We start from the raw sequence: 12,672 nt of genomic DNA on the forward strand, positions 1-12,672 counted from the left end.
AAAAAATCCGTGCCTCCGTGGTGAAATTACCTCCGTGGTGAAAAAATCCTATAATATTCGTTCAGGATTAATGGTAAACCTATATGGCAGTCTCGCATCTTCCCCGGCATACTCCACCCCGATTCGGCTATTGACTTCAATATCTTTTTCAGTAAGTCTGATGCCTGCATCTTCCAGCCAGACTTCATCCGATTCCAGCGATATTCCATTATGAATCAATGAAATACCAAGAGCTTGCGTAACTTTTCCAGGTCCATTCCAGACTTCGGGGCTATTATTCGTTTGCTTCCTTCTCACAAGCATTTCGTCCAGACCTCTCTTCGGCCATATTGCCCTGATAAGAACAGCATCAGGAACACCGATAATGCTGGTTACGATATTAAAGAGTTTATGAATTCCATAACAGAGATAAACATAAGCTATTCCTCCGGCTTCGTACATCACAGAAGTCCTGCTGGTAAAACGATTATTATATGCATGGGAAGCCCGGTCTTTTATTCCCGCATAGGCTTCAGTTTCGGTGATAATTCCCGAGGTAATTGTTCCATTCACAAATGTACACAACTCCTTACCAAGCAGTTCCCTGGCAATCAGCACTACATCTTTTCTTTGATAAAAATCCTTCGGAATCTTCTTCATTATTGATTTTCGATGATTTGCAGGGGGTTAAAAATCAGGTTACAAAAGTAAACATATCTTAAAATTCATCCCAGCTTTTTATTTGAACAGATTGAAGTGAATATTTACAGAATGCCATGATAAAGGCAGCAGCCAGCCGGGCATTGGTTATTAAAGGAATATTCATATCAACCGCACTTCTCCGGATGATGTAATCATTATCAAGCTCGGTTTTCGATAAGTTTTTTGGTATGTTGATGATTAAATCCAGTTTTTTCTCCCTGATAAAATCGAGTACATTGGGTTTTATTTCTTCATCAGGCCAGTGCAGAATAATTGCATCAATATCATATTTTTTGTAAAATTCGGCAGTTCCACGGGTTGCATAGATGTTAAAATTGTTTTTGATCAAAATTCTTACAGATTCCAGCAACTCTGCCTTAGATTTTGGAGGTCCTCCCGAAATCAGAATATTTTTTCCCGGAATCTCATAACCCACAGAAAGCATGGATTTAAGTAATACCTCATAAAAATCCTCCCCCAGACAACCTACTTCGCCAGTTGAAGCCATCTCAACACCCAATACAGGGTCAGCCTTGTGCAATCTTGAAAATGAAAACTGTGAGGCTTTAATACCGATATAATCAATATCAAAAATAGATTTGGAGGGGACCTCCACCGGTTCATTCAGCATCACTCTGGTGGCAATTTCAATAAAATCTGTTTTCAGCACCTTTGAAACAAAAGGGAAACTGCGGGAGGCTCTCAGGTTGCATTCAATCACCTTGATATCATTGTCTTTTGCCAGAAATTGAATATTAAAAGGCCCGCTGATATTCAGACTTTTGGCAATCTGGCGGCTGATTTTCTTTATTCTTCTGAGTGTTTCAATATAAATTTTCTGTGCCGGAAAAACAATGGTAGCATCACCGGAATGTACTCCGGCAAATTCGATATGCTCGCTGATGGCATAGCAGATTATTTCACCCTCCCGGGCAACTGCATCTATCTCAATTTCTTTACATTCTTCAATAAACTCTGAAACCACCACAGGATATTTGCTCGATACAGATCTGGCAATAGAAAGAAAATGAAGCAGTTCGTCCTGATTGGAAACCACGCTCATAGCCGCTCCCGACAAAACATAAGATGGGCGAATCAGCAAAGGGAAGCCTATTTCACGACAAAAATCAAAGATTTCCTCCATGGAAGTCAGCTCTTTCCAACGGGGCTGATCAACACCTAAGCGGTCGAGAAGGCTTGAGAACTTATGCCTGTCTTCAGCCATATCAATTGATAAGGGAGAGGTCCCAAGTATTTTTACATTTGATTTAAATAACCTTAATGCCAGATTATTGGCTGTCTGCCCACCCGTTGACACTATCACACCTGTTGGATTCTCAAGCTCGACAATGTCCATCACCCTTTCATACGAAAGCTCATCAAAATAAAGCTTTCCACATTCATCATAGTCGGTACTGACAGTTTCAGGGTTGAAATTAATAATAACCGACCTGAAGCCGCTTTTTTCAACAGTTTTCAAAGCACTGACACTGCACCAGTCAAATTCAACGCTGCTGCCAATGCGATATGCACCTGACCCCAATACGATAACAGATTTCTTGTTTTCTTCATAAGTAACATCATGTTCAGCTGCATTGTAGGTCAGATAAAGGTAGTTGGTCAGAGCAGGGTATTCTGCAGCAACCGTATCAATTTGTTTGACATAAGGTATAATGCCCATTTTTTTTCTTAAATCCCTGATTTTCTGCATATCATCTTCAATACCACTGTCTTTGCTCTTCATGACGAGGCGAGCAATCTGAAAATCTGAAAAACCCAGTTGTTTGGCCCTTTTAAGAGTTTCTGAAGGAAGATATTCCGGATCATTGTACGATAACAGCTCTTCCCTCATCAACCAGATATTCTTAAGTTTTTCAAGAAACCACCTGTCTATTTTGGTCAATTCAAAGATTTTCCCAACTGAATAGCCCAGACTGAAAGCTTTGGCGATAAAAAAAATCCGCATATCTGTAGGATATGAAAGCTCTTTATCAATATTTTCTTCTTCCAGCTCTTTATTCCCGACAAATCCATGCATTCCCTGCCCGATCATACGCAAACCTTTCTGAATAGCTTCTTCAAAGGTTCTTCCGATAGCCATCACCTCTCCTACGCTTTTCATGCTGGAGCCAATCTGATGGCTGACTCCTTTGAATTTATTCAGATCCCACCGGGGCACTTTGCAGACCACATAATCTAATGCTGGCTCAAAACAAGCTGTAGTCGTTTTGGTAACCGAGTTTTTCAATTCAAACAGACCATATCCCAATGCAAGTTTGGCAGCAATGAAAGCCAGCGGATAACCTGTTGCTTTGGAAGCCAGAGCACTCGAACGCGACAGGCGTGCATTGACCTCAATAACCCTGTATTCCTCTGAATCAGGATCAAGTGCATACTGAACATTACATTCTCCGACAATACCGATATGCCTGACAATTTTAATGGAAAGTTGTCTGAGAAAGTGATATTCATGATTGGTAAGTGTCTGGGAAGGAGCTACCACAATGCTTTCACCCGTATGAATGCCAAGAGGATCGAAATTCTCCATGTTGCAAACGGTGATACAGTTGTCATACCTGTCTCTGACAACTTCATATTCAATTTCTTTCCATCCTTTCAGTGATTCTTCAACAAGAATCTGCGATGAATAAGCAAAAGCTTTTGTCGCAAGGCTTTCCACATCATCAATCGAGGTACAAAACCCACTTCCCTGCCCTCCAAGAGCAAAACCAGCTCTGATGATGACAGGGAAACCAAGATTCAAAGCAGCTTTTTTTGCTTCATCCACTGTTTTTGCCACAATGCTTCCGGGAGTTTTAACCTCAATAGCATTCAGTTTGCTGATGAATTTTTCCCTGTCTTCTGTCTCAATAATGGCTTCAACCGGAGTACCCAAAACCCTCACCTGATGTTTTGCCAGAATACCTTCTTTAAACAGGGAAATTCCACAATTCAGGGCTGTTTGCCCCCCAAACGACAACAAAATCCCCTCAGGTTTCTCTTTTTCAATGACTTTCTCAACAAAATATGGTGTTACCGGTAAAAAATAGACTTTATCGGCAAGACCTCTGGATGTTTGAACAGTTGCAATATTGGGATTGATTAAAACCGTTTTAACACCTTCTTCTTTTAATGCTTTTATAGCCTGGGTTCCTGAATAATCAAATTCTCCTGCCTCTCCGATTTTCAATGCACCTGAACCAAGAATCAGTACTTTAGTTATTTTATCATCCATTTTTTCACCAAATCAAAAAAATTGTCGAATAAAAACATCGTATCAGCAGGACCTCCTGAGGCTTCCGGATGAAACTGTACTGAAAAAACAGGAAGTTCCCTGTGTTTAATTCCTTCATTGGTATGGTCATTCAGGTTTGTACAAAAAATCTTCCATTCATTTCCAAGTGATTCAGGATGAACAGCATAGCCATGATTCTGAGATGTAAGATATACCCTTTGAGTACCTTCAATCATCACAGGCTGATTATGACTTCTATGTCCGTATTTCAGTTTATAGGTATCTGCTCCCGCAGCCAGCGAAATCAACTGATGTCCGAGACAAATGCCCAACATCGGAAATCCCTCATTCAGTGCTTTTTTCAAATTTTCAATAGTTTTTACGCAGGCTTTCGGATCTCCAGGCCCGTTTGAGACCACTATGCCGTCAAACTCTTCCTGAAAAAAGTCATAATTCCATGGAACCCTGATGACAGTGGCATCCCTGTCAATCAGGTTTCTGATGATGTTGTGCTTGACTCCGCAGTCTATTAACACTATCCGGTACCTACCCTTTCCATAAGTCTTTATTTCCCTGATACTTACTGCATCAACAAAATGACAGGAAGGTTCTTCAGGCATATCCAGATCATTAAAACGGATAAAGCCTTTCATGGTACCTGATTCCCGCAGTATTTTTGTTAATTGGCGGGTGTCGATTCCATAAATGGCCGGTATCCGGTGTTGAATCAACCAATCGGAAAGACTGATTTTGGCATTCCAATGTGAATAATTGAATGAATAGTCTGAAATGATTAATCCCGAAACATGAATTTTTTCAGATTCAAAATGCTTTGATAGCCCATCCTGAACAATATCCTCGGGTACACCATAATTCCCGATCAATGGAAATGTAAGAACCAGAATCTGACCGAAATAGGAAGGGTCGGTCAGACTTTCCGGATAACCTGTCATGGCGGTATTAAACACAACCTCTCCGGCCACAGGATTTTGATAACCAAACGACCAGCCGCTCAATGTCATTCCGTTTTCAAGAACCAGATTTGCCTTGACTTTAGTTTTTGTATCTATCATGAATTATTGAGTTGCATTTGATGCTGTGAGGCATAAATCCGGAAAACAAAAGTAAGCTGAAATAATTTTACATGGTCTAAATTAACACATGGATTTATCAACAAAAAACCGATGAAAAACAGTTGATTCTTATGTGAGACACTTATTAAGCTTACAAAGTTCACAGAAACCGGAAAAATGAAAATGAAATTCCGGAACCTGTTTCTTAACTTCGTTGCAGAACAATATCTCAAGCTTTCAAGTATTTTTGTATCGAATTTTGAAACAAACTTTTATGAAAAACAATTCACTTTCTGAACAAAAAGTTTTATTCAGAAAAATAGTCAAGTGGTTATGGATTATTTCCGGAGCCAGTGTCGGCCTGTTTCTTCTCATCTTCCTCTTAATCAATCTGGGCATTTTTGGTAAATTACCCGACACAACACAGCTTGAAAATCCTGAGACCCCTCTGGCTACTGAAATTTTCACCGAAGACGGGCAACTTCTCGGAAAATTTTTTGACGAAAACCGATCGGCAGTGAGTTATGATGAAATAAGCCAGTATATGTTTCAGGCACTGATCGCTACTGAAGATATCCGCTTTGAAAAACATGCCGGTGTTGACCTTAAAGGGACGATGGCTATTCCTTTTTACCTCCTCAGAGGAAAGAAGAAAGGAGCCAGCACCATCACTCAACAATTGGCAAAAAACCTTTTTCCCAGGACCAGGTTTAAAACCATTCCCGAAAAGATTGTCCGAAAACTCAAGGAATGGGTGATTGCCATACGCCTCGAAAGGTATTATACTAAAGAAGAAATTATTACCATGTATCTGAATACGGTAGATTTTGGCAGCAATGCCTATGGGATAAAATCAGCAGCCAGAACATTTTTTAATAAAACCCCGCTCGAACTGAATATTCAGGAATGTGCAACCCTGATTGGTGTGTTGAAAGCCACCAAAATGTATTCTCCATATTTCAATCCTGAAAACTCAAGAAACAGAAGAAATGTGGTTCTTAATCAGATGAAGAAATATAAATTTATATCACGGGAGCAGTACGACTCTCTCTCCTCTCTTCCCATTGTACTTGATTATCAGGTAGAAAGCCATAACACAGGAATGGCAACCTATTTCAGGGAAGAATTGAGAAAAGAGCTTTCCGAATGGTGCAAAGAAAACGGATATGATTTATATTCAAGCGGATTAAGGATTTACACCACCATCAACAGCAAGATGCAGCAATATGCTGAGGAAGCCGTCAGACAACACATGCAGGATCTTCAGAAGCAGTTTTTTGAACACTGGGCAGGCATTGATAAAGCCCCGTTTGACCGCACTTTGTCCAAGAAAGACATTGAAAATCTGATGATTATGGCGGTCAAACGCACCGATCGTTACCGGATGCTTAAAAAAGACGGCAAAACATGGGATGAAATTTTAGCTGATTTCAACAAAAAAAGAAACATGAAGCTCTTTTCCTATGAAAAAGAATTCTATAAAGAAATAAGTCCATGGGATTCCATTTATTATTACAAGTTTTTCCTGCAACCGGGATTTATGGCAATGGATCCCACCACCGGGCATGTTAAAGCATGGGTGGGCGGTATCGACTACAGGTACTTTAAATATGACCACGTAAAACAGGCCAGAAGGCAGGTAGGTTCCACCTTTAAACCCTTTGTTTATACGACAGCTATTGTCAATGGATTTTCCCCCTGTATGAAAGTGCCTAACGTGCCGGTTATTTTCCCTGAATTTAACAATTGGCAGCCTAAAAACTCTGACGGTAAATATGGTGGGGAAATGTCGCTTAAGACAGGACTTGCCAAATCTATCAATTGCATTACGGCATGGGTAATGAAACAGGTCGGTCCTGAGGCAGTGGTCGAGCTGATCTCTAAAATGGGAATTGACACCAGCTATGTGGACCCTTACCCCTCCATTAGTCTCGGTACCCCCGATATTTCTCTCTATGAAATGGTTGGAGCTTTTAATACTTATGCCAATAAAGGGGTTTGGGTTGAACCTGTTTATACTTTGCGTATTGAAGATAAAGACGGTAATGTATTATTTGAAAAAGTTCCGAAAGAAGTTGAAGTGCTTGACGAAGCTACAAACTATGTGATGGTTAACATGTTACAGGCAGTTGCAGGGCCGGGTGGTACTGCCGTCAGGCTGAGGTTCCGCTATAACGTCAACATGCCGCTGGGAGGAAAAACAGGCACTACACAAAATAATTCAGATGGCTGGTTTATCGGGTTTACTCCTCAGCTAACCGCAGGAGCATGGGTGGGCGCTGAAGACAGAAGTGTACATTTCCGCTACATGTCTATGGGACAGGGTGCCAGCACGGCATTACCCATTTTTGCCTATTTTATCACAAAGGTTTACAACGACCCGACCCTTGGATATAAACCTATTGATTTTGAAAAACCCGAAGGCGAATTACCCCTTGAAATTGATTGCTCTGCATACAGCAAAGAAACAGAAGAATTTACGGGTTACTAATGGCAGATATTAAAGAGCAACTAAAGCTTTTACCTGAAAATCCCGGGATTTATAAATTCCTCGACCGGAACAATCAGATTATCTATGTTGGTAAGGCAAAAAATCTAAAAAAAAGAGTTAGTTCTTATTTTTCCTCCAAAACGGGTCAGAGTGGCCGCATCAGGCATCTTGTCAGGCAAATTGATCGCATCGATTTTACAATCGTGGAATCAGAAAGCGAAGCCCTGCTGCTTGAAAATTCCCTGATAAAAAAAATTCAACCCAAATATAACGTCAGGCTGAAGGATGGCAAAACCTACCCTTTTTTAGCCATCCGTAACGAGCCTTTTCCAAGGTTGTTTACCACCCGCATTCTTGCTGATGACGGTTCAGAGTATTACGGACCATTCGTCTCGGGTCTGAACAAAAATTATCTGCTCGATCTTTTAAAGAAGAACTTCTTTATCCGTACCTGTAATTATCATTTAAGCAAAGAAAACATTGAAAGCAGAAAATTTAAAGTCTGCCTGAGCTATCATATCAACCTGTGCAAAGGCCCCTGCGAAGGCCATCAAAGCATGGATGAATATATGCAAAACATCGAACAGGTCAGAAAAATTCTGAAAGGCAAAACTGCTGCTGTCATTGACTTTCTGAGAGAGAAAATGAAAACTGCAGCAAAAAACCTCGAATTTGAAAAAGCAGAAGAATATAAAAACATCCTGAATGCCATTGAAAACTATCAGGCAAAATCAACAGTTGTCAATCCGAAAATCAGAAATGCGGATGTTTATTCTGTTTATTCAAATGAAAAACTTGCTATTGTCAACTTTCTCGGCATATCAAACGGAGCCGTCATACACACCGATACATTGGAATATCATAAAAAGCTTGAAGAAAAAGATGAAGATATCCTGAGCCTTGCCATACAGGAATTCAGAGAAAGACATCTACGAAATTCAAAACTGATAATCGTGCCGCTGAAACCATCATACAAAGACGAAAAGCTGAAATATGAAGTGCCTAAAACAGGAGATAAAAAGCATTTGCTGGAGTTATCCCATAAAAATGCTGTTTATTATTACCGGGAACTCGAGAACAAAAAGCTGATTCAGCAGAATAAATCGCAGCGGACCATGTCGTTATTGCTTCAGGTTCAACGCGATATGCAGTTAAAAAATGTTCCCCGCCTGATAGAATGTTTTGACAATTCAAATATTCAGGGAGCTTACCCGGTAGCCGCCATGTCGGTTTTCAAAGAGGGAAAGCCATTCAAACAGGGCTATCGCCATTTTAACATTAAAACTGTTGAAGGGCCTGATGACTTTGCCAGTATGGAAGAGGTGATTGCCAGACGTTACCGGAGAGTACTTGAAGAGCAGCTCCCCCTCCCCGATCTGATTGTGATTGATGGTGGAAAAGGACAACTCAACAGCGCTGTAAAAGTATTGAAAGAGCTGAATTTATTTGAAAAAGTTGACATTATCGGAATAGCTAAAAAACTGGAGGAAATTTATAAACCCGGAGACAGCCTCCCGTTGGGAATCAGTAAAAAATCAGCGACCAACCAGTTGATACAACGTATCCGCAACGAAGCACACCGCTTCGGGATCACACATCACCGTACCAGGCGGATTAAAGGCTCTCTGACTACCGAGCTCGACAATATCAAAGGCATAGGCAAAGAAAGTATCAGACAGCTGCTGACCCGCTTCAGGTCAGTTGTCAACATTGAAAAAGCAGATTTTGAAGAAATTGCAGAAATCATCGGTAAGCATCGGGCAAAAATTATCAGGGAATATTTTGATGCAGAAAGGAATTTATAAACAATACTGATGTTGCCCAACCATAGCCCCCGAATGAATTCGGGGCTATGGTTATTTTCCAATCTGATTTTTGTAATGAACCAAAGTGTGCGAGAGACCGATTATTCTGTCTTGATTTCAACAATTTAAATCAATCATTCAGGAATATTCATATCTTTTAGCTTAGAAATAATCCAGGCAGTCAGCGAATCGGCTCCCTGACGGCTCAGGTGCCAGGTGTCGTGCCAATATTTTGTATTATCAAGGATTTCAGCAGGAGGATACCAGATGTCTGCCTTTTGCTCATAATAATTCCGTGCTTCTACCGGATTTCCGTTATACCCGAAGGATGGCAGATAGAGAAATATCACCTGACAATGATTTTCCCTGGCAAGACGCAGGATTTTATCTACATAATGAATGGCATATTTTGCCCTGACACTATTGTTATCGTTCTGATTACCTGTTGTTTTCGACAATTTGTAATTCATCAGCCTGACAGAGTCGCCTGCAAAATCATAAGGCATAAATCCGTGATCCGACAGTTTTCCTATACTGTCTGTTTTCATACCTGAACGTACAAAATCAAGCCGGCTCTTCAAACCCTCTCCTATATCACGGAAGTAATTGCGGTTGTTCAGAACCGGAGCAAATATCAAATCTCTGAAATCAGAAACAACCCCATAACTGATATGGCTGTGATTGATCTCAAATTCATTGAGTTCAAGAAATAAAATTTTCGGTTTTTTGTTCTCAAACAGCATTTTGGCAATGGCATATTGTATATTTCTTCCTCCACCGCAAAATGAAATAACTACCGGATTGAATTTCCGATGAAAATAATATTCATACACAAATCTGATTAACAGGTCATTGACTCCATTAACTGTTTTGGATGTACCCAGAAAAGCCACATCTATCGGAGTTAAATCTTCGCATATCCGGTGATAGATAAAATCTCCGCTGCAACTTTCCGTAATTTTATGAAAGGCAAATTTTTTATAGGCATCAGAATCGTTCGCAAACAGGATTACTATGGGCAACAAAAAGATAATCAGTTTGATATAAACTTTTTTCATGCTAAAAGTTTGAATAAATAAATCCCTGTTCCAGATCAAAGGCTCCGAAAAACAGGATAAAAAACAACAATAGGAAATAGAAACCCCACCTGAAAGGCCATTTTAATTCCCCTGCTTTATCTTCCACATTTTGCTTTCCGCTTAAAATCTCTGCCAGCAAAATAACTAACAATGCCGATACAATACCCGGGTTGAAAGAATGGCCGTTTAAAAGCTCCCCTCCTGTGTGCCATGGCTTGGTAAAAAGTGTATTAAACATGGTAAATGCCTGATTGACATTTCCTGAACGAAAAAAAATCCAGTTAAGGCAAACCAAGAGAAAAACAAAAAGGCCGGAAAAAAGCTGATAAATTTTGATCAGATGGTTTTTCCGCAAGGTTTTGCGGATGTTTCTGAAAAATTTTGCTGTTGACCGCTCAGCCATTAATAAAAACGCAAACACAAGTCCCCAGAGCAGAAAATTTAAACCCAGACCATGCCAGAGGCCTGTCAGAGCAAATGTGACCAAAACAGCCAGACTGTAAATCAACAAATCGGAGTGAATCCCCAGAAAGTATTGATTTTTAATTCTTTTACCTATCCAGAAAGCCAGTGGAAGAAAAACATAATCCCTGAACCAGGTGGACAGCGAAATATGCCATTTTGACCAGAATTGCGAAATCGATAACGAAAAATATGGTTTTCTGAAATTTTCCATCGAAAACAATCCAAATAAACGGGAGGTACCGATTGCCACATCCGTATAAGCCGAAAAATCGAAATAAAGCTGGAGCGCAAATAATAAGGCTGCCAATACAATCAAAAAACCATTTTCTGACTGAGGTTGCCCGAATAAATCATTGACGATAGGTGCAAGGTTATCGGCAAGTACAATCTTCTTAAACAAACCCAAAAGAATCAATCTGAAACCTGCTACAACCACCTGATAATCAAAGACTCTTGTATTATTGATCTGATGAAGCAAATTGGCCGCCCTGTCGATTGGACCGGAGGTAAGCTGAGGGAAAAAGGAAACAAACAACAGATAATTAATTAGACTTTTTTCAGCCTGAAATCTGTTTTTAGTTACATCTATTACATAACCAAGACTCTTCAGCGTATAAAAACTCAACCCAACCGGTACAATAAGTTTCAGGCTTTGCACACTCACTTCAAAACCTAGTTGAGATAAGAATAAGGCAAACTGCTCCGTAAAAAAGCCCATACTCCTGAATAACAATAAGATAGAAGTATTGATAAGGATACTTAACCACATCAGGGTTTTTCTCCTTATTTTGGATTCAGAGGAAGAGATTTTCAGAGCCAGCAGATAATCAGAAACCGACATGGCAAAGATTAAGAAGCAGAAACGGTAATCAAAAAAAGCATAAAAAATATAACCCGAAAGCAGCAGCAGTGCATTCTGAAAATTCTTTTTCTTCGGAAATAATTGCCAGTAGAAAAAAAATATGGCTGCAACAAACACCAGATAAGTTATGGAATTAAAGTACACGTTTATACAGCCATTTTAAATTTGAGACGAAAATAATAAACTAAATCATTGCTATCCAAAATAATATACAAATGAAGTTACTGTTCAGCAACAACCCATTTAAAGCCGGGACTAGTTTTATTGGATTACCTGTCATAGCCAACTTTAATGCCTGACAGACAGAATATCCCTGCTTCCGACTTGTCGATATATAGTTTCGGATCCTGCAAAACACTTCCGCACTTTGCTCTTTTCTGAAACAAACTGAAATTTTCTGTTTTAACCTAATCATTCGTAAATCTCCCTCTGCTAAATCATTATCAAAAGGCACAAGTGGTTCATAAACGAACCTTAAAACATCCACTTTTCTGTTAATAAACACTTCAATCAATTTTTGTGAGTCACTTCTGCTATTTTGCCTCTTTTTCTTCTCCTGTCCATGTTCTTTTCATATGTCTGAATTAGTGTTTTTAATTCACTAATTTAGTCCTGATGTTTAGGGGGCTAGATCAATTTGTATTAACTGAAAATTTTATCAAGTACTTCAGGGAGATTGCAAACCCATATTTTTTCTGATAATGGAAAAGAAGATTCAACCGGAGCCACGATAAAAGCCTTTTGAATATTTAATAATTCAATTGATTCATAAAATCCCCGGGTAATTACAGGGGCAGAATTGGCTTTGCATTCCACTGCTATGGTTGTATTTCCCTTTTGTAAAATCAAATCAATTTCAGCTCCGTTGGATGTCCTGTAAAATCCTGTATTCCAGTGGTCTGAATGGTTTAAAATATTTTCAATCACCATACCTTCCCAACTGCTTCCAAACAAAGGATGCCCCATCAGTTCATTAAAATT

General features: G+C 39.6%; 9 protein-coding genes. 2 read left to right on the forward strand and 7 right to left on the reverse strand.

Annotation, left to right across the window (positions count from 1 at the left end):
• Positions 1–48: 48 nt before the first annotated feature.
• The 3 genes from GX437_04235 to carA are packed head-to-tail and all read right to left on the reverse strand — an operon-like array spanning position 49 to position 4,989.
• On the reverse strand, positions 49–639 hold the full coding sequence (locus tag GX437_04235) for a DNA-3-methyladenine glycosylase (GenBank protein ID NLJ06864.1): 591 nt from the start codon (positions 637–639) through the stop codon (positions 49–51).
• Between the two features lie 58 nt (positions 640–697).
• On the reverse strand, positions 698–3,916 hold the full coding sequence (gene carB / locus GX437_04240; protein ID NLJ06865.1) for a carbamoyl-phosphate synthase (glutamine-hydrolyzing) large subunit: 3,219 nt from the start codon (positions 3,914–3,916) through the stop codon (positions 698–700).
• Entirely contained in the window at positions 3,901–4,989 is a 1,089-nt protein-coding gene (carA, locus tag GX437_04245) for a glutamine-hydrolyzing carbamoyl-phosphate synthase small subunit (protein NLJ06866.1), read from the reverse strand. Before carA ends, carB begins: the two co-directional genes overlap by 16 nt.
• 274 nt (positions 4,990–5,263) lie before the next feature.
• Between carA and GX437_04250 the strand changes: the two genes are divergently transcribed.
• Together GX437_04250 and GX437_04255 are read left to right on the forward strand one after the other, a co-directional pair.
• Entirely contained in the window at positions 5,264–7,480 is a 2,217-nt protein-coding gene (locus GX437_04250) for a penicillin-binding protein (protein NLJ06867.1), read from the forward strand.
• Positions 7,480–9,285, forward strand: a complete 1,806-nt coding sequence (locus tag GX437_04255; GenBank protein NLJ06868.1) for an excinuclease ABC subunit C — start codon at positions 7,480–7,482, stop codon at positions 9,283–9,285. The genes GX437_04250 and GX437_04255 overlap by 1 nt, the downstream gene beginning before the upstream one ends.
• A gap of 134 nt (positions 9,286–9,419) precedes the next feature.
• Here GX437_04255 and GX437_04260 read toward each other — a convergent pair whose 3' ends face one another.
• From GX437_04260 to GX437_04275, 4 genes are all read right to left on the reverse strand, one after another.
• Complete coding sequence (locus GX437_04260) at positions 9,420–10,343, reverse strand: hypothetical protein (protein ID NLJ06869.1); 924 nt, start codon at positions 10,341–10,343, stop codon at positions 9,420–9,422.
• A gap of 1 nt (position 10,344) precedes the next feature.
• Positions 10,345–11,835, reverse strand: a complete 1,491-nt coding sequence (locus tag GX437_04265; GenBank protein ID NLJ06870.1) for an MBOAT family protein — start codon at positions 11,833–11,835, stop codon at positions 10,345–10,347.
• A gap of 40 nt (positions 11,836–11,875) precedes the next feature.
• Positions 11,876–12,205 (reverse strand): transposase, encoded by a 330-nt coding sequence (locus GX437_04270; protein NLJ06871.1) that lies wholly within the window; start codon positions 12,203–12,205, stop codon positions 11,876–11,878.
• Positions 12,206–12,333: 128 nt separating this feature from the next.
• A partial coding sequence (locus tag GX437_04275) for a DUF4143 domain-containing protein (protein NLJ06872.1) occupies positions 12,334–12,672 on the reverse strand: 339 nt, incomplete at its 5' end.

The organism is Sphingobacteriales bacterium (assembly GCA_012517435.1).
In the GTDB taxonomy this organism is placed as follows: Bacteria; Bacteroidota; Bacteroidia; order CAILMK01; family JAAYUY01; genus JAAYUY01.